Source organism: Pseudomonas sp. Ga0074129 (genome assembly GCA_001465025.1).
Taxonomy (GTDB): Bacteria; Pseudomonadota; Gammaproteobacteria; order Pseudomonadales; family Pseudomonadaceae; genus Aquipseudomonas.
The window spans coordinates 15,672-35,214 of record LNDO01000052.1 but is presented as its reverse complement, the minus strand read 5'-3'; the positions used below and the strand labels follow the sequence as shown (position 1 = coordinate 35,214).

The window sequence follows — 19,543 nt, the reverse complement described above, 5'->3', positions numbered from 1 at the left end:
AACGGAAAAGGGCTGGCATTATAGGCGCAAAGCGCCAAGGGGGATACGCACCCCCGCCGGATGGACTGCATCTTGCAGATGCACGCCTATTTGACCTGCCAAGGCCGCGCCCATGCCGCATAAGAAAATGCCCGCCACCCTGCGTTTTATGCTCGCCGCACGGCGCAGCGAGTTGCTTGGCCTGGAGGATCTAGCGCAGACCTGCGCGCTGGTGACCCGCGTCAGCCAACTGGTGCACGCCCTGCAAAAGGAGCGCGGCTACTCCAACCTCTACCTGAGCAGCAGCGCCGCACACCAAGGCGCGCAACTGGACAGCCTGAGCCAGGCGTCCATCGCGCTGGAACGGCAATTTCGCGACACATTGGAGCAAATGAATCAGGACGGCCTGGGGGCCGCCGACAAAACCCGGCTGTTCACTCGCATCGCCCACGCCCTGCATAACCTGGATGAATTGCCCAGCCTGCGTCGGCGCATCCGCGAGCGACGGGTCAACGCGCAGGACGCCACCGCCGCCCTGGTGCGCCTGATCAGTGGCTTGCTGGCCGTGGTGTTCGAAGCCGCTGACAGCGCGGTAGACCCCGACATCACCCGCTGCCTGGTGGCGCTGTTCAACTTTATGCAAGGCAAAGAGCTGGCCGGACAGGAGCGGGCGCTGGGCGTGCACGGCTTAACCCATGGTTACTTTGAGCCTGAGCAACTGGAGCGTCTAAGCCACCTGCAGGAATACCAAGAACGCAGCTTCAGCACGTTTAATCGCTTTGCCGACCCCGCCAGCCAGGCCTTGTGGCAAACGCTCTGCTCCAGCACCAGCAACCTGCAGGCCTGTCGCCTGCGTGATATCGCCCACAGCACCCATGCCGGCGCCACCGTTGATCCGCAACTCGGCGAGCTGTGGTTCGAACTGCACACCCAGCGTATCGACCTGATGCAGACGATTGAAAGCCACCTTGAAGAAGACCTGCTGCAGCGCTGCCAGCAAGGCATGCAAGGCATCCGTGACGAGTTGCACAGCCATCGCCGCGTACTGGAAAACCTCAGCGAACGGCAGGCCGCCGAACAACTGCGGCTATTTAGCGTGCAAAGCAGCAACCTCGACAGCACACCAGAAGACGGCCTGAGCGGCAATCTGGCGCGCTCCACCCTAGACCTTCTGCAACACCAGTCGCAGCGCCTGCAGGTGCTACAAGACGAGTTGCGCGATGCACGTCAGGCCATTGAAGAACGCAAGGTAGTCGAGCGCGCCAAGCAACTGCTGATCAAACAGCACGGCTACAGCGAAAGCGAAGCCTATGCCCTGCTGCGTCAATCGGCGATGAATCAGGGTCTGCGCATTGAAGACATTGCCCAACGATTGCTCAGCAGCAGCGCCGCCCTAGCAGGCCGTTGAAGCATTCAGCCCACACTGCGTTTAACGCAGGATGATCGCGCCAGGCGCTGTTCATAGACCTGTATTACGCCGCAACAGGACAGCACTGAAGTAAGGCGAGTCGAGAAAGTTGCGCACCACAAAAGAGCATTGCAACGCACAGATTGTCACGCGACCCAGCCCTGCGAGCATGCGCAGAGCCGCGCAAGCGTCTGATCTTGCTCACACAACAGGATTATTACCACGCTCAAACCGCCTCATACCGAGAGGCTGGCACGCCTTTCGCAGTTACGCCTTCAAGCCCGGCTACATGGCGGGCACCACAACCCCAAATGGACAACGGTGTCCACGCCCGCCGGCTCAGCCGGTCAGCGTGACATCGTTTTTTTTGCCCCGAGGAAACCGAGCCATGACCGATAAGCCGACCCACGACGACACCAACAGCCCGCTGCTGGCCTCGCGCCGCCGCTTCCTCAAACAATCCATCGCGGCCGCCAGCGGCATCGCCCTGTTCGGCGGCATGGGCCTGAGCAGCCAAAGCAGCGTCTGGGCTGCTACCGGCGACGTGGAGACCACCAAGGCCAAGCTGGGCTTTATCGCCCTGACCGATGCCGCACCGCTGTTTGTCGCCGCCGAGAAGGGCCTGTTTGCCAAATACGGCATGACCGAGGTGGAAGTGCTCAAGCAATCGTCCTGGGGCACCACCCGCGACAACCTGGTGCTCGGCGCGGCGAATAACGGCATCGACGGTGCTCATATCCTCACCCCTATGCCCTACCTGATCAGCGCCGGCATCGTTACGCCGAACAATCAGCCGGTGCCAATTTCCATCCTGGCTCGCCTCAACTTGGCTGGCCAATGCATCTCGGTGGGCGAGGAATACCGCGACCTTAAGATCGGCGTCGACAGCACGCCGTTCAAAGCCGCCCTCGAAGCCAAGAAAGCCAGCGGCAAAAAGGTCAACGCCGCCATTACCTTCCCCGGCGGCACCCATGACCTGTGGATGCGCTACTGGCTGTCCGCTGGGGGCATTGACCCGAACAACGACATCAGCACCATCACCGTGCCGCCCGCGCAGATGGTTGCCAACATGAAAGTCGGCAGCATGGACACCTTCTGCGTGTGCGAGCCGTGGAACGCCCAGCTGATCAACCAGAAGATTGGCTACACCGCCAATACCACTGGCGAGTTGTGGCACAACCACCCGGAAAAATCCTTCGCCCTGCGCAGTGATTACGTGGCCGCCAACCCCAAGGCCGCACAGGCGCTGACCATGGCCATAATGGAAGCGCAGATGTTCTGCGAAAAACCGGAAAACAAAGAAGAAGTGGCGAAGATCTGCTCGCAGCGCCGCTGGATCGGCGCACCTTACGCCGACATCATCGACCGCATGAAAGGCAACTTCGCTTACGGCACCGGCAAGGTAGTGGAAAACCATCCCGAGCAAATGCGCTTTTGGGACGATTTTGCCTCCTACCCGTTCCAGAGCCACGACCTCTGGTTCCTCACCGAGAACAAGCGCTGGGGCTACCTGCCAGCTAACTTCGACAGCCAAACGCTGATCGCCCAAGTCAACCGCGAAGACATCTGGCGCGCAGCGGCCGCGGCGCTGAACCTGCCGGCCGAACAGATCCCCACTTCGACGTCACGCGGTATCGAGAAATTCTTCGACGGCAAGGTATTCGACCCGGAAAACCCGCAAGCCTACCTGGACAGCCTGACCATCAAGGCCATGGTTTGATCACCCGGCATTGCCTGCAAGGAGAAACATGATGAATGCCAAGGTAAAAATTGAGCCCGCCGCCGTGGCCAGTCCGCCGACTGACACCACGCCGTCAACGCTCAGTCGTATCGGCACGCGCCTGCAGCAGACCTTGCTGCAGGACCTGCTGCCGCCGCTGGTGATTCTGCTGATGCTCGGCCTGATCTGGGAGATGCTCTGCTCGGGCGCAGGCGCAGCACTGCCGCCGCCCTCTCAGGTGATCAGCGAAACCTGGGAGCTGATCGTCGACCCCTTCTACGATAACGGCGGCAACGACGTGGGTTTGGCCTGGCAACTGCTGGCCAGCCTGCAACGTGTGGCGGTCGGTTACTTGCTGGCGGTCGCCGCTGGCGTTGCGCTGGGCGTATTGATCGGCCAGTCCGACTGGGCCATGCGCGGCCTTGATCCGCTGTTCCAGGTGCTGCGCACGGTGCCGCCACTGGCCTGGCTGCCGCTGTCTCTGGCCGGCTTTCAGGACAGTCATCCGTCGGCGATTTTCGTGATTTTTATCACCGCCATCTGGCCGATCATCATCAACACCTCGGTGGGCATCCGTAACATCCCGCAGGACTACCGCAACGTCGCCCAAGTGCTGCAGCTCAACGCCTGGGAATACTTCCACATCATCATGCTGCCGGCTGCAGCGCCCTACATCTTTACCGGTCTGCGTATTGGTGTGGGCCTGTCGTGGCTGGCGATTATCGCCGCCGAGATGCTGATTGGCGGGGTCGGTATTGGCTTCTTTATCTGGGATGCCTGGAACGCCTCACGCATCAGCGACATCATTCTCGCGCTCGTTTACATCGGCATCGTCGGCTTCTGCCTCGACCGCCTGGTGGCCTTCGTCGGCAAGCGCATTACTCGCGGCATTCCCGCCGCCTGAGGAGTCGGACATGAGTTATCTCAGCGTTGAACAACTGGACATGAGCTTTACCCGTGGCAAGGTCTCCTCGCAGGTGCTCAAGGGCATCAACCTGCGCATCGACCAGGGCGAGTTCATCTCCATCATCGGCCACTCCGGCTGTGGCAAATCCACGGTGCTGAACATCATTGCCGGCCTGCTGGAGCCGAGCATTGGCGTGGTCATTTTGGATGGCAAAGAGGTCAACGGCCCCGGCCCGGATCGCGGCATGGTGTTCCAGAACCACTCGTTGCTGCCCTGGTTGACGGTGTTTGAAAACGTCGAAGTGGCGGTCAACAAGGTGTTTAAACGCAGCATGGATAAACGCGAACGCCGCGAATGGGTGGAGCACAACCTCAAGCTGGTGAACATGGCCCACGCGCTGAACAAATACCCGCAGGAAATCTCCGGCGGTATGAAGCAACGTGTCGGCATTGCCCGCGCCTTGGCCATGAAACCTAAGGTGCTGCTACTCGATGAACCCTTCGGCGCACTCGATGCCCTCACCCGCGCCCACTTGCAGGACGAGGTGATGCGCATCCAGAAAGACGTGGGCAACACCATGATGATGATCACCCACGACGTCGACGAAGCGGTGCTGCTCTCGGATCGCATCGTGATGATGACCAACGGTCCCTCCGCCACCATCGGTGAAATCCTCAAAGTCGATCTGCCGCGCCCGCGCGACCGCATCGCCCTGGCGGACGATCCGGAATACAACCGCTGCCGCCGCGCGGTGCTGAGCTTCCTGCACGACCGTCATCGCCTGCACTGACAGGCGAGGCCACATCAAACGCATACACGTGAAGATAAGGGCTGCACCAGCAAGCAACAGGCCTCTTTGTAACGGCCTGGGTAGACGTCGGTCGGCCCAGGCCCACCCCTCAAGCTTGAAAATTAATCACAGCAAACAGAGCTGCCGCCTCGCCGCCGGGGAACCGGCGGCCACTTTGCTGATCCAAGCCGCCAGGCTTTGTCAGCCTCGCTAGCCCGGGCCTCCCGCATGACGATTGCCAAGGCCGTGAGCAGCAGGAATGGCACACCACACAACCCTGAACCTCAGTGCGACCAGCAAGGCGAATTCGCTTGGCTGTCGGCGCTATACTCGCTTGCCTTAATTCCAGTCATTCGAAGCAAGGATTCGTAGATGAAAGCGCTCGGCAAAATCCTCGGCCTGTTTTTTCTTGGCCTGTTGCTGATCATCGTGGCGCTGGGCTTTGCCCTCACCCACCTGTTCGATCCCAATGACTACAAAGACGAGATCCGCCAGATCGCCCGCGACAAGGCCAATCTGGAGCTGACCCTCAACGGTGATATCGGCTGGAGCCTGTTCCCCTGGCTGGGCCTGGAGCTGACGGATGCCAGCCTGGCCAGCCTCAGCACCCCAGAACAACCCTTTGCCGACCTGCGTTTGCTGGGCCTGTCGGTGCGCGTATTGCCGCTGCTGCGCAAAGAAGTGCAGATGAGCGACATCCGCATCGACGGCCTCAACCTCAACCTGCAGCGCGACGAAAAAGGCCGCAGCAACTGGGAAAACGTCGGCAAACCGGCCAGCGCCGCACCAGCGACCGCCGACGCCTCAATACCCCCTAACAACGACGCGCCAAGCACCACCCCGACAGACAGCAGCGAACCGCTGAAACTGGACATCGACAGCCTGATCGTCAATGGCGCACGCATCAGCTATCACGACGTGCAGAAAGGCCAGCAATTCAGCGCAGAAAGCATCCAGTTGACCACCGGCGCGATCCGCGAAGGCGCAGGCATCCCGGTCAAACTCAGCGCCTTCTTCGGCCTTAACCAGCCCGTGCTGCGCGCCCGCAGCGAGCTGCAAGGCGAATTGCGCTTCGACCGCGCCCTGAAGCGCTACCAACTGGAAGACGCGCGCTTGTCTGGGGAAGTGTCCGGCGAGCCTTTCGACGGGCAAACCCTCACCTACTCCGCTCAAGGCCAACTTCTCGTCGACCTCGCCGCCCAAGTGGCGGAATGGAACGGCCTGAAACTCTCCGCGAACCAGCTGCGCGCTTTAGGCGAGCTGAAAGTGCGCGACCTGGATAAACAGCCACAACTGAGCGGCGGCCTGTCAATTGCACCCGTCAACCTGCGCGAGTTCCTCGCCACCATCGGCCAAAAACTGCCGCCGATGAGCGACGCCAAAGCCCTCAACCAGTTCGAGCTGGTCACCCGCCTCAGCGGTACAGCCAACAGCCTGACCCTTGAAGACCTCAAACTGACCCTCGACGACAGCCACTTCAGCGGCCAACTGGCCCTGGCCGACTTCGCCAAGCAAGCGCTGCGCTTACAACTCAAAGGCGATCAACTGAATCTGGATCGCTACCTGCCCGCACCTGATAAAAACGCCAAAGACACCAACGCCGCGCGCACCGCCGAGGTCAAAGCCAGTGTCGCCAGCGCGGGGTCATCGGGCAGCACACCGTTGCCCGACGCGCCCACTCAGCACGCCTGGAGCAGCAGCGAAGTGCTGCCGATCGATACCCTGCGCAAGCTCGACATGCAGCTCGACCTGAGCCTCGATCAGCTCACCGTGCAGCAACAATCTATCAACGCTTTCAGCCTCAAGGCCCAAGGCAAAGGCGGCCTGCTAAGCCTGCAGGATGTGCGCGGCACCTTGGGTAATGGCAGCTTCGAGGGCAAAGGCAGCCTCGACGTGCGCCCGGCCGTCCCGCTGCTAAACGTACAAAAAACCCTCAAACGCATCCCACTGGAACCCTTCCTGAAAAAGCCTGAGCAGCCTTCGCCGATCAAAGGCCTGCTCGACCTAAGCGCCAACCTCAGCACCAGCGGCAACAGCCAGCGCGCCTGGGTTGATGGGCTCAACGGCAGCGCCAACTTCCAACTCAATGACGGCGTACTGCTCGACGCCAACCTGGAACAGCAATTGTGTCGTGGCATCGCCACCCTCAACCGCAAAGCCCTGACTACAGACCCGCGCGGTAAAGACACGCCGTTTGAAACCCTGCAAGGCAGCCTGAAGCTGATCAACGGCGTGGCCAGCAACCCGGATCTCAAGGCACGCATTCCGGGCCTAGCGGTCAGTGGCAAGGGCGATCTGGACCTGCGCATCCTCAGTCTCGACTACCGCATCGGCGTCAGCATCCTCGGCGACCAACGCGAAATGCCCGACCCAGCCTGCCAGGTCAACGCGCGCTATGTCGGCATCGAATGGCCGGTGCGCTGCCGTGGCCCACTGGAAATGGGCGGCAAAGCCTGCCGTTTGGATCAGGAAGGGCTTGGCAAAGTCGCCGCCAAACTGGCCGGCAACAAGCTCAACGATAAGATCGAAGAAAAGCTCGGCGACAAAGTCAGCCCCGAACTGAAAGACGCACTCAAGGGCCTGTTCAACCGATGAGTCCTGAGCAGTTTTCTAACGCGGTACTCAACTGGTACGACAGCCACGGGCGCAAAGACCTGCCGTGGCAACAGGGCATCACGCCTTACCGCGTGTGGGTGTCGGAAATCATGTTGCAGCAGACTCAGGTCAGCACCGTGCTCGGCTACTTTGACCGCTTTATGGCCGCCCTGCCAACGGTGCAGGACCTTGCCGGCGCGCCGGAAGACGAAGTGCTGCACCTGTGGACGGGGCTGGGCTACTACACCCGCGCCCGCAACCTGCAGAAAACCGCGCAGATTGTGCTGCGTGAACATGCCGGCGAATTCCCCCGCGATGTCGAACAACTCACCGAGCTGCCCGGCATTGGCCGTTCCACCGCAGGCGCCATCGCCAGCCTGAGCATGGGCCTGCGCGCGCCGATCCTTGATGGCAACGTCAAGCGCGTCCTCGCCCGCTATGTCGCGCAGGAAGGCTATCCGGGCGAACCGAAGGTGGCGAAACAGCTTTGGGATGTGGCCGAGCGCTTCACCCCGCAGGCCCGCGTCAATCACTACACACAAGCCATGATGGATCTGGGCGCAACGCTCTGTACCCGCAGCAAACCCAGCTGCCTGCTCTGCCCACTGAAAAGCGGCTGCCAGGCGCACCTGCTCGGCCTGGAGATTCGCTACCCCATCCCCAAGCCGCGCAAAACCCTGCCGCAGAAGCGCACCTTGATGCCCATTCTGGCCAACAGCAACCACGAAGTGCTGCTCTACCGCCGCCCTTCCAGCGGCCTCTGGGGCGGCCTGTGGAGCCTGCCGGAGTTGGACGACCTAAACGATCTGGACAACCTAGCCAACCGTCACGGCCTGCAATTGGCGCAAGCACAAGCGCTGGCCGAACTGACCCATACCTTCAGCCACTTCCAACTGGCCATCGAACCGCACCTGATTCGCGTCAACAGCGCGCCCGCCGCCGTGGCCGAGGCCGATTGGCTCTGGTATAACCTCGCCACCCCGCCGCGCCTGGGCCTCGCCGCCCCGGTTAAAAAACTACTGAAACGCGCGGCCGATGCACTGGCTATCCCACAGAACACTGGAGAACAACCATGACCCGCACCGTGCAGTGCCGCAAACACAAGCAGGAACTCCCCGGCCTGGAGCGCCCGCCGTATCCGGGCGCGAAAGGGGAAGACATCTTCAACAATGTATCCAAGCAAGCCTGGGACGAATGGCAGAAGCACCAGACCCTGCTGATCAACGAGCGCCGGCTGAACATGATGAACGCCGAAGACCGCAAATTCCTCCAGGGCGAAATGGACAAATTCCTCTCCGGCGAAGAATACGCCCAAGCCGAAGGCTACGTGCCGCCGAGCGAATAACTCGGCCACACCGTGGGAGGCGTTGGGCGGCATTGCGCTTTAGCGGCGACATCGCGCCCCGTCGCGGCTAAAGCCCCTCCCACATCCAAACGCCACAGCATGTGCAAATCCTACCTGTGGGAGGCGCTTTAGCGGCGAAAAGCGCTAACAGCAATCCCGCCGCCACCGCGCTGTAGCCCGGATGAAATCCGGGGAAAACCGCCACCGGTGAAAGCACCTCAGGATTGTATTCGGGCTACCCATAGCGTCGGTCTTTGCCCACCAGCCGAACCTAACCACCCGTAATAGTTAAATATTTTTCAAAATCACGCTTGACACTCCCCCTTCAAATCCGTCTAATAGCCGCCGTTGGCCCGGGTAGCTCAGTCGGTAGAGCAGGGGATTGAAAATCCCCGTGTCGGCGGTTCGATTCCGTCCCCGGGCACCAAATACAGAAAAGGCTCACAGCGATGTGGGCCTTTTTTCTATCTGCAGAACGCCAACTGCAGAAAAAGCTGGCGACCTCGCTCGCCGTGCGCCATGTTCGGCACCCTCAGCCACCAGGGACGCCCGCTGCCATGCATGATCCGATTCGCAACAGCACCGACGACGGCAAGCTCACCCTGCAACTGCGCGCCAGCGCCTGGGCAACTCAGCAGGCATTCGCCCAGCGGCTTATCAGCCTCCCCATCAGCAGCACGCCCAGTCGATACGCAGCGAGCCCCGCAGCTATCAAGCAACCCTGATCGTTCAGCCCATGGCCAGCCGCCAGATCAGCCGCCGCATCCAGCGCAACACAGCACTCACCGTCCGCCACCCCTGATTCAGCCAAGAAGAAGCCCATGAGCCATAGCCCCATCAGCCAGGACGACATCAACGCCATCATCTGGAAGTCCTGCGACACCTTCCGTGGCAGCGTGGATGCCAGCGACTACAAGAACTACGTGCTGACCATGCTGTTCCTCAAGTACCTGAGCGACGTCTGGCAGGACCACTACGAGGGCTACCAGGCCAAATACGGCAATGAGCCGGCGCTGATCGCCGCCATGATGAAGACCGAGCGCTTTGTGCTGCCCGAGTCCGCCAACTTCTACAGCCTGCATGACAAACGCCACCTGCCCGGCAATGGCGAGCGCATCGACGAAGCGCTGCACGCCATCGAAGACGCCAACAGCGCCAAGCTGCGCGGCGTGTTCCAAGACATCAGTTTTAACGCCAACAAGCTCGGCGAAGAAAAAAGCAAAAACAACCTGCTGCGCCACCTGCTGGAAGACTTCGCCCAGCCCGACATGAACCTGCGCCCCTCGCGCATCGGCAGCCAGGACATCATCGGCAACGCCTACGAGTTTCTCATTTCGCGCTTTGCCGCCGGTGCCGGCAAAACTGCCGGCGAGTTCTACACCCCGGCGCAAGTCAGCGACCTGCTGGCCGAATTGCTCGACCCGCAACCCGGCGAGCAGATTTGCGACCCGGCCTGCGGCTCGGCCTCGCTGCTGATGAAATGCGGGCGCAAGGTGCTGGAGAAAACCGGCTCGCGCAATTACGCCCTGTTCGGCCAAGAATCCATCGGTGCCACCTGGGCCTTGGCGAAAATGAACCTGTTTCTGCACGGCGAAGAAAACCACGACCTGCGCTGGGGCGACAGCATCCGCCATCCGCAACTGCTCGACGCCAGCGGCGGCCTGATGCACTTCGACGTGGTGACCGCCAATCCACCCTTCTCCCTGGAGAAATGGGGCATCGAACAGGCCGAGCACGACAAATTCGGCCGCTTCCAGCGCGGCATCCCGCCAAAAACAAAGGGCGACTATGCCTTTATCCTGCACATGATCGAAACGCTTAAACCGGGTACAGGCCGGATGGGCGTGGTGGTGCCCCACGGCGTGCTGTTCCGTGGCGGCAGCGAAGGCAAAATCCGCCAGGCGCTGATCGAAGAAAACCTGCTGGATGCGGTGATCGGCCTGCCGGAAAAGCTGTTCTTCGGCACCGGCATCCCGGCGGCGATTTTGCTGTTCCGCAAAACCAAGAGCACGCAAGACGTCATCTTTATCGACGCCTCCCGCGACTTTATGGCCGGCAAAAACCAGAACCAGCTCGGCCCGCAGCAGCTAGAACGCATCGTCAGCGCCTACCGCGCCCGCCAGCACCAGAGCCGCTACGCCGAATGCGTCAGCCTGCAAGCCATCCGCGACAACGACTACAACCTAAATATCCCGCGCTATGTGGACACCTTCGAGGCCGAGGACGAGATTGATTTGCTGGCGATCAAGGCTGAGCGTGAGGGATTGGAAGGGGAGTTGATTGAGCTGAAGCGGGAGATGGGTGGGTATTTGCGGGAGCTGGGTTATGAATAAGCTGCCAGCAGGCTGGAAATTATCGCGACTGGAAGAGCTCGCGACTGTTGAACGAGGAAAGTTTTCAGCGCGCCCAAGAAACGATCCTAAGTTCTTTGGTGGCGATATTCCCTTTGTGCAGACAGGAGAGGTCAGCGCTGCCGGCACTTATCTTATCAATCACAAGCAGACCCTCAACGAACTAGGCAAGACAGTCAGCAAGGTTTTCCCCAAAGACAGCATTCTAATAACAATTGCAGCAAATATCGGCGAAACAGCCATCACCACCTATGAAGTGGCGTGCCCAGACAGCGTAGTGGCAATAATCCCAAAGCCTGCAAAGGCTCACGTTTTCTGGCTGAAAAAAGTTTTAGAAACACTGAAAGATGACCTTGATTCCAAGGCCACACAAAATGCTCAGAAAAATATAAATTTGGAAGTTTTAAGGCCTCTAGAAATAGCAACTCCTCCAATTGAAGAGCAAACCAAGATCGCTCAAATCCTTTCCGCGTGGGATAAAGCCATCACCACCACCGAGCGCTTGCTTGCCAATAGCCAGCAGCAGAAGCAGGCCCTAGTGCAGCAGTTGCTGACAGGGCAAAAGCGCTTTGCGGGGCTGCACGGAAATTGGCAGATCGCGGATTTTCCATCGTTGTTTCTTGTAAAAAATGACAAGAAAACTCAAACGATATCCAGCAACTATCTAGAGCAAGGCAAAACCCCTGTTGTCGATCAAGGGCAAGCATTAATCGCAGGCTATACCGACAGCGATCAGGTCTATCGCGATGTCCCTGTAATCGTTTTTGGCGACCACACTCGCGCTATCAAATGGGTTGATTTTGAGTTCTCGCCGGGTGCTGATGGCACGCAAATTCTGAAAGCATCCGATCTGCTAGAAGCCCGCTTCGCTTATTACCTTCTGTCCAATGCGGATATCCCGAACCTTGGGTACAGCCGACATATGCGCGAGCTCAAGGAAATCGAGTTCCGCTACCCGACGGACAAAGCCGAACAACAAAAAATCGCCCAGGTCCTCTCCACCGCCGACGCCGAAGTCGCCAATCTGCAAGCGCAACTGGCCACGCTCAAATTGGAGAAAAAAGCCCTGATGCAACAACTGCTCACCGGCCAGCGCCGGGTCAAGCCGGACGCCGATGCGGCAGCCTGACCTCGACGCAGCGCCGTAGCCCGGATGCAATCCGGGGCCGCCTGCATAAACACCCCGGATTACATCCGGGCTACCACAACAGATCCGTAGGGTGGGTTAGGCGCCCGTCACGGTCGCAAAGGCCACGGCCAAACCCGCGCGCCGTAACCAACCATGGCGGCCTACCGATAAACCGCAACGGTGGGTTACGCCGCGCATAACCTGCGCGGCGCGGCTAAACACCACGGCCCGCGCCGCTAACCCACCCTACGTCGCGCCCAACCGCCCGGCGCAATCCAACCCGAACCACGAGACCCACGAATGAAAAGCGACCCACTCAGCGACGCCGAACTGGATTATGTCGAGAGCATCCTGCTCAAGTACGGCAACGATGATTCGATCCTGGACGCCAGCGAGCTGGATGGCTTTTTTACCGCGCTGATCTCCGGCCCCGAGATATTGCCACCCAGCCGCTGGCTGCCGGCGTTGTGGGGCGGCACCCCGCCCAAGTTCGGCAAAGACGCCGAGCTGCAACGCTTTATGACCCTGCTGATTCAGCACATCAACAACTGCGTATTGATGCTGATGGAATACCCAGCCGAGTTCGCCGCGCTGTTCAGCATCCGCGAGTACGAGGGCGAAACCCTGACCATCGTTGAGGAGTGGTGCTTCGGCTATATGCGCGGCGTAAGCCTGGGCCAATGGCCGGCGCTGCCAGAAGCTGAGGCCGCGCACCTGGCGGCCATCGAGTTGCACGGCAGCGAAGCCAACTGGCCGCGACTGGAGCAGATGAGCCAGGCCGAGCACCAGCAATCGGTCACGGCCATCGAACCCGCCGTACGCGCCCTGCACGCGTATTGGTTGGCACAGCGCAGCCAAGCGGCCAGCCCTGCACAAACCCCAGTGCAGGCCGCGCCCAAAGCCGGTCGCAATGACCCCTGCCCGTGCGGCAGCGGCAAAAAGTTCAAGCAGTGTTGCCTGCACTAAGCGCACCGCAATCCGTGGGCGGGGGCGGGCGGCGCTCCGCTTTAACCGCGAGGGTTTACTGCCATGCACGCAGTCGCGGCTAAAGCCCCTCTCACAAAAGCCTCAGCAGCCCCGTAGCCCGGATGCAATCCGGGGCGGCACGCATCTACCACCCCGGATTGCATCCGGGCTACCACGGCACTAGCGGCAACACCGCCACACTCGGCCTGGCTGGCGGCCTCTGGTATCGTCTGCCCATGCCCACGCAAGGAAGCTCCATGCCGCTCGCCAGCGTTCCGCCAACCAACAGTGCCCACGCCCGCGCACCACGCAATGGAGGCGTCCCATGTTGATGCAATCGGTTGCATCCCTTTTGGCCGAACTGCGCGCCCTCGACGAACACCCGCGCATCGAGGCCAAGCGCGCCAGCCAGGCTGGCAGCTCAATCATGCAAAGCCTCTGCGCCTTCGCCAACGAACCGGGGCTGGGCGGCGGTTATCTGCTGCTGGGGGTGTGCGAGCCGGATGCACTACACGATGCGTTCTGGCTGGAAGGCGTGGCCGATGTCGACAAACTGCTGAACGAGATTCAGGGCAACTGTCGCGAGCAGTTCGAAACGCCGATCCCGATACACAGCCAAACGGCGCTCATTGAAGGCCAGCGGATTATTGCGCTGTATGTGCCGGAGCTGGATGCGGCGGCCAAACCCTGCGTGTTCAAGGGCAAGTTCGACAGCAAGCACAAACGCAAAACCGGGGTTTGGCGGCGCGGCCTGAATGGCGATTACGAGTGCTCGCAACACGAATTGGAGCCACTGCTACTGGCCAAGTCGGGCATGAGTTTTGAGCAGGTGATTCTGCCGGACGCCGAGTGGGACGACCTGGACAGCGGCGCAATTGCCCTCTATCGGCAACTACGCACCCGCGTGCGCCCGCAGGCCGAGGAGTTGCTGGCCAGCGATGAGGAGATGCTGCGCGCGCTCAATCTGGTCAAGCAGCTCGACGGGCGCTGGCGGCCGAATGTGGCGGGCTTGCTGCTGTTGGGCAAACCGCTGGCGCTGCGTCGCCTGTTGCCGGCCGTGCGGGTCGACTATGTACGCATCCAGGGCACGCAGTGGGTCGAAGACCCCGAGCAGCGCTTCGCCACCACCCAGGATTTTCGCGAGCCGCTGCTGCGCCTGATCGCCCGCCTGGAGGCGACCATTCTGGACGATATGCCCCGGCACTTTCGTTTGCGTGAAGGCGAAACCCAGCGCTCCGACCAACCCTTGCTGCCGCAGAAGGTGATTCGCGAAGCGGTGGTCAATGCCCTGATGCACCGCGACTATCAGGTCAACCAACCGACCCTGGTGGTGCGTTACAGCAATCGTTTGGAAATCCGCAATGCCGGCTATTCGCTCAAGCCCACCGCGCTGCTCGGCGAGATGGGTTCACTGCTGCGCAACCCGGTCATTGCCGGGGTGCTGTATGACCTGGAGTTCGCCGAGACCAAAGGCACCGGCATCCGCACCATGCGCCGCCTGCTGCAAGAGTTGGGGCTAACCGCGCCAGTGTTCAGCAGCCATCAGCTGGAAAACCAGTTCAGCGCCATCTATTTGCTGCACCAGTTGCTAGGCGAGGCGCAATTGCGCTGGCTGCAGCAGTTCAGCCATCTACAGCTGACCGCCGACGAGGCCAAGGCGCTGATTCTGGCGGCAGAAACCGGCGCGGTGGACAACGCCGCCCTGCGCGCCATCAGCGACCTCGATACCCTGGCTGCCAGCCAGATATTGGGCCGCCTGCACCATCAACGCGGCTTGCTGGTAAAAGGCGGCGCGGGACCGGCAACCTACTACCAGCTGGCGGAGTTACCGGGCCTGCCGCTGTTCCCGGCAGAAGGCCCGGATGGCAGCGAGCTCGACGCAAATACGAGTGACCTCAGGGCAAATACGAGTGACCTCGGCGCAAATACGGGTGACCTCGACGCAAATACGGGTGACCTCGGCGCAAATACGGGTGACCTACCCGGGCCATTGCGCCATGCGCTGGCGACACTTTCACCCAAGGCGCGTCAGGACAAGTTGTGGCCGCTGATTCTCTGGCTGTGCGCCCTACGCCCACAACGTGCAGAGCAACTGGCCCAGCATTTGGGTCGACAAGTGAAAACCCTGAAAAGTAGCCACTTGAACCCGCTGCGTGAACAACAGGGCCTGCTGCAGTACCGCCATCCCGAAGTGATCAATCATCCGCAACAAGCCTATGTGACCAGCGCTGCCGGTCGCCTATGGTTGGCCGAACAAGGAATAGTGCTGTGACCACTGCCGTTGCCCACCCCAAGTTTCAGGAAGAATTCAGCGCCAAGATCCCCGCTCTGGCGCTGCTGGCCAACCTCGGTTTTACCTACCTGAGCCCAAGCCAGGCGCTGGCGTTACGCGGCAGCAAGGAGCGCGTGGTGCTGGCCCCAGTGCTGCGTGCCGAGCTGGCTAAGCGACGCTTTTTCAGCAATGGTGTGGAGCATGGCCTGAGTGAGGCGGCGCTGAACAAACTGGTGGCCGAGATCAGCCATCCGCCACTCAATGAGGGCTTGCAGGCGGCCAACCAGCGTCTGTCCGATCAGTTGCTGTACGGCGTGAGCGTGGGCGACTTTGTGGCCGGGGCCAAGGTCAACCCGACCATTGCGCTGATCGACTGGAACACGCCGAGCAATAACAGCTTCCACCTCACTGAGGAGCTGGGCGTAGGCTGCACCAGCGGTATCGGCCAGCGCATCCCGGACATCGTGCTGTATGTGAACGGCCTGCCGCTGGTGGTGATTGAGGCCAAGCGGCCGGACTCCAACAGCGGTAAAGACCTGATCCAACAGGGCATCTCGCAGATGCTGCGCAACCAACGCGCCGATGAAATCCCCCAGCTGTTCGCCTTTAGCCAGTTGCTGCTGGTGGTCGATGGCAGTGGCGGGCGTTACGGCACGGTCGGCACCACGGAGAAGTTCTGGGCGGCCTGGCGTGAGGAAGAAATTGGCGAGGTGGAATTCGCCGAGCTAAAGAATCGCCCGCTGGCTGCCGCCCAGGAGCAGGCGATATTCGCCCAGCGCTGCGCCGCCAGCCTGGCCTGGTACCGCAGCTGGCTGGCCGGCGGTCTGGTGGCCAGCCAGCAAGACAAACTGTTGGCCAGCCTGTGCCGGCCGGATCGCCTGCTGGAGCTGGTGCGCTTTTACACCTACAGCGACAGCAAGCACGGCAAGATCGTCGCCCGTTACCAGCAGGTGTTTGGCATCCGCGCGCTGATTGCACGCATTCAGCAGCGCGATGTGCGCGGCGCACGCCAAGGCGGGGTGATCTGGCACACCACCGGCTCGGGCAAGTCGATCACCATGCTGCTGCTCTCCAAGGCGCTGATCTTCCACCCAGAGCTGCAGAACTGCCGGGTGCTGGTGATCACCGACCGCACCGACCTGGAAGCGCAGCTGAGCAAGACCTTCGCCAGCGCCGGGGTGTTGACCGAGCGCGATCAGCAGGAGGCCCTGAGCCAGTCCGGCCGGCACCTGTCCCAGCAGATCGGCAAGGGCACGGCGCGGGTGATGTTTAGCCTGATCCAAAAATTCAACTCGGCGGCCAAGCTGCCGGAATGTCGCAACGACAGCAGCGACTTTATCGTGCTGGTGGACGAAGGCCATCGCTCGCAAGGCGGCGAAAACCATGTGCAGATGCGCCTGGCCCTGCCCAACGCGGCCTTCGTCGCTTTTACCGGCACGCCGTTGCTGCAAAACGAGAAAACCCAGAACAAGTTCGGCCCCATCGTGCATGCCTACACCATGCAGCGAGCCGTGGAAGACGGCACGGTAACGCCGCTGCTGTACGAGGAACGCCGCCTGGAGCTGGACGTCAATGATCGCGCCATCGACAGTTGGTTCGAGCGCCATACCCAAGGCTTGAGTGAGGCGCAGCAGGCCGATCTGAAGAAGAAATTCGCCAAGAAGGGTGAACTGTACAAGGCGCTGGGGCGCTTGGAGCTGATCGCCCATGACATCAGCGAGCACTTCAGCAGTTCGGTGCTGGAGGGTTTGAAAGGCCAGGTGGCCTGCGACAGCCGAGTGTCGGCGATTCGCCTGAAGGGCTTTCTCGATGAGATCGGCAAGGTCAGCTCGGCGCTGGTGATGTCCGCCCCAGATAGCCGCGAGGGCAATAGCGACAGCGACGAGGACAGCAAGTCGGTGGTGCAGGCTTGGTGGGATAAGCATGTCGGCAAAGAAGACGGCACCGTCTACAAGCAGCGCATGATCGATGCCTTCGCTCAGGATGACGGCCCCGACCTGCTGATCGTTATCGACCAGTTGCTGACCGGCTTCGACGAGCCGCGCAACGCGGTGCTGTATATCGACAAGAACCTCAAGCAGCACAACCTGATCCAGGCCATCGCGCGGGTCAATCGCCTGCACCCGAACAAGAAACACGGCCTGCTGATCGACTATCGCGGCATCCTCGGCGAGCTGGACATCACCATCGCTCAGTACCAGGACCTGGCCACCCGCACCCAGGGCGGTTACAACATCGAAGACCTGGACGGCTTGTATAGCCCGATGAGCACCGAATACAAAAAACTGCCGAGCCTGCACCAGCAATTGTGGGCGATCTTCGCCGAGGTGAAGAACACCCAGGACATCGAGCAGATGCTGGCGGTGCTACTGCCGCGCCTGCAGGAACTGGACGGCACGCAGGTGGATACGCGGCAGAAGGCCCGCGATGACTTCTATGCGCTGCTCAGCGAGTTTGCCGCTTGCCTGGCGATTGCCCTGCAGTCGCAGGCGTTCTTTCAAGACAAGAGCGTTAGCGAACAGACCCGCCGCCAGTACAAAGAGACGGTCAAGCAGCTGTCCAACCTGCGCCAGCGCCTCAAGCAGGCCACTGGCGATACCGTGGATTACGACGAGTACGCGGTGCAGGTGAAGAAGCTGATGGACAAGCATGTGCTGGGCATTGGCGTGCGCGAGTCCAAGGGTGCCTATGTAGTCGGCGATATGGGGGCGCACAAACCCGAGACTTGGAGCGAGGAAAAAACCCGCAACGAGAAGGACATCATCCAAACGCGGCTGACCAAGGAAATCGACCAGCTGCTGGACGATCCCTATGCGCAGAAACGCTTCTCCGAGCTGCTGCGCCAGGTGATTGCCGAGGCCGACGCGCTGTTCGACAACCCGCTCAAGCAGTTTCTGTTGTTCAAGGACTTTGCCGAGCAGGTGCAACAACGCCAACTCGACGAACTGCCCGACGCGGTGCGCGGCAACCCCCATGTGCAGGCGTATTTCGGTGCCTTCAAGCTGCTGCTGGATGAACAGCGCGTGGTCGCCGAGACCATCGACACCGCGCAATGGGTAGCGCTTGCCGAGCAGACCGACGCCGTCGTCAGCCAGGCGGTGCGCGAGTTTTCCATCAACCCGTTGAATATCGAGGCCGCCGTGCGCCAGCAACTGCTGCCGCTGTACTTTATGGCGCTGAAAGCCCTGGGATTGGGTATGGATCAGGTGCAGGCGCTGGTGGAACAAGTGGTGCATATCGTCCGCGCCGGGGCGCGCAAAGCCTGATGGCCAGCCTGTATTACGGCGGCGAGACAATTGCCTATAGGGTGCAGTACGCGCCACGCCCGGCACGCAAGCTGACCATCAAGGTGCAGCCCGATGGCCAGGTGCTGGTGCTCGCCCCGCAGGACGCCAGCGCCGAACAGGTCACCACTGGAGTGAACAAGCGCGCCCGCTGGATCTGGGAGCAGCTGCAACCCATTCGCGAACGCCTGCTGCATGTGCGACCGCGCCAGTACATCAGCGGCGAGAGCCACTTTTATCTGGGCAAGCGCTACCCGTTGAAAGTGCTTGAAGATGCCAGCGCGCCGCAGCAGGTCAAGCTGCTGCGTGGCACGCTATGCGTCACCCTGCGGCAGAACCGCCCGGCTAAAGTGCGTGCCTTGTTATTCGCCTGGTACAAGGTGCGCGCCCGTGAGCAGTTCAAGCAACGCCTGGCGCGCTTGACCCCGCAGGCCCGCTGGCTGGAGCAAATACCGGCCTTGCGCCTGCTGACCATGCAGACGCAATGGGGCAGTTGCTCGCACTCCGGCACCCTGACGCTCAACCCGCATCTGGTCAAAGCTCCGCCCGAATGCATCGACTATGTGCTGCTGCACGAGCTTTGCCACCTGGCCGAGCACAATCACTCAGAAGCCTTTTGGCGTTTGCTCGATCAATTGATGCCGGACTGGCAGCCGATCAAGGCGCGCCTAGATGAGATGGTCGAGCTGTATTTGAACGATGTGCGTTAAGCCATGCTTTATAGCCTGCCATCCATGGCGGCCACCCTTCGGGCCGTCGCTGCGCGACGTGAAAAATGTTTCCCGTCCATTTTTTGC

The 19,543-nt window shown here is 61.0% G+C and carries 14 protein-coding genes and 1 tRNA gene; all 15 read left to right on the top strand.

Features of this window, described 5'->3' with window-relative positions; genetic code table 11:
* Positions 1-112: 112 nt before the first annotated feature.
* The 15 genes from AUK77_RS04665 (at position 113) to AUK77_RS04595 (ending at position 19,456) form a co-directional block, all read left to right on the top strand.
* Positions 113-1,387 (top strand): nitrate regulatory protein, encoded by a 1,275-nt coding sequence (locus AUK77_RS04665; protein ID WP_296126711.1) that lies wholly within the window; start codon positions 113-115, stop codon positions 1,385-1,387.
* 388 nt (positions 1,388-1,775) lie between these two features.
* A complete protein-coding gene (locus tag AUK77_RS04660; RefSeq protein ID WP_296126709.1) occupies positions 1,776-3,107 on the top strand; it encodes a CmpA/NrtA family ABC transporter substrate-binding protein in 1,332 nt (443 codons plus the stop codon).
* A gap of 31 nt (positions 3,108-3,138) precedes the next feature.
* Entirely contained in the window at positions 3,139-4,011 is an 873-nt protein-coding gene (ntrB, locus tag AUK77_RS04655) for a nitrate ABC transporter permease (RefSeq protein ID WP_296126708.1), read from the top strand.
* 10 nt (positions 4,012-4,021) lie between these two features.
* A complete protein-coding gene (locus tag AUK77_RS04650; RefSeq protein ID WP_296126706.1) occupies positions 4,022-4,804 on the top strand; it encodes an ABC transporter ATP-binding protein in 783 nt (260 codons plus the stop codon).
* 372 nt (positions 4,805-5,176) lie between these two features.
* Positions 5,177-7,399 (top strand): AsmA family protein, encoded by a 2,223-nt coding sequence (locus AUK77_RS04645; protein WP_296126704.1) that lies wholly within the window; start codon positions 5,177-5,179, stop codon positions 7,397-7,399.
* Entirely contained in the window at positions 7,396-8,475 is a 1,080-nt protein-coding gene (gene mutY, locus AUK77_RS04640; protein WP_296126701.1) for an A/G-specific adenine glycosylase, read from the top strand. The genes AUK77_RS04645 and mutY overlap by 4 nt, the downstream gene beginning before the upstream one ends.
* Positions 8,472-8,744: an oxidative damage protection protein gene (locus AUK77_RS04635; RefSeq protein WP_296126699.1), complete on the top strand. Its 273-nt coding sequence runs from the start codon at positions 8,472-8,474 to the stop codon at positions 8,742-8,744. The genes mutY and AUK77_RS04635 overlap by 4 nt, the downstream gene beginning before the upstream one ends.
* A 351-nt stretch (positions 8,745-9,095) precedes the next feature.
* Positions 9,096-9,171, top strand: a tRNA-Phe gene (locus AUK77_RS04630).
* 130 nt (positions 9,172-9,301) lie between these two features.
* Positions 9,302-9,469, top strand: coding sequence for a hypothetical protein (locus AUK77_RS04625; protein ID WP_296126697.1), 168 nt, complete (start codon positions 9,302-9,304; stop codon positions 9,467-9,469).
* Positions 9,470-9,565: 96 nt separating this feature from the next.
* A complete protein-coding gene (locus AUK77_RS04620; RefSeq protein WP_296126695.1) occupies positions 9,566-11,077 on the top strand; it encodes a type I restriction-modification system subunit M in 1,512 nt (503 codons plus the stop codon).
* Positions 11,070-12,224, top strand: a complete 1,155-nt coding sequence (locus AUK77_RS04615; protein ID WP_296126693.1) for a restriction endonuclease subunit S — start codon at positions 11,070-11,072, stop codon at positions 12,222-12,224. The genes AUK77_RS04620 and AUK77_RS04615 overlap by 8 nt, the downstream gene beginning before the upstream one ends.
* A 300-nt stretch (positions 12,225-12,524) precedes the next feature.
* On the top strand, positions 12,525-13,190 hold the full coding sequence (locus AUK77_RS04610) for a YecA family protein (protein WP_296126691.1): 666 nt from the start codon (positions 12,525-12,527) through the stop codon (positions 13,188-13,190).
* Positions 13,191-13,515: 325 nt separating this feature from the next.
* Complete coding sequence (locus AUK77_RS04605; protein WP_296126689.1) at positions 13,516-15,462, top strand: ATP-binding protein; 1,947 nt, start codon at positions 13,516-13,518, stop codon at positions 15,460-15,462.
* Positions 15,459-18,728, top strand: a complete 3,270-nt coding sequence (locus AUK77_RS04600) for an HsdR family type I site-specific deoxyribonuclease (protein ID WP_296126687.1) — start codon at positions 15,459-15,461, stop codon at positions 18,726-18,728. Before AUK77_RS04605 ends, AUK77_RS04600 begins: the two co-directional genes overlap by 4 nt.
* Positions 18,728-19,456 (top strand): SprT family zinc-dependent metalloprotease, encoded by a 729-nt coding sequence (locus tag AUK77_RS04595; protein ID WP_296126685.1) that lies wholly within the window; start codon positions 18,728-18,730, stop codon positions 19,454-19,456. The genes AUK77_RS04600 and AUK77_RS04595 overlap by 1 nt, the downstream gene beginning before the upstream one ends.
* Positions 19,457-19,543: the final 87 nt, after the last annotated feature.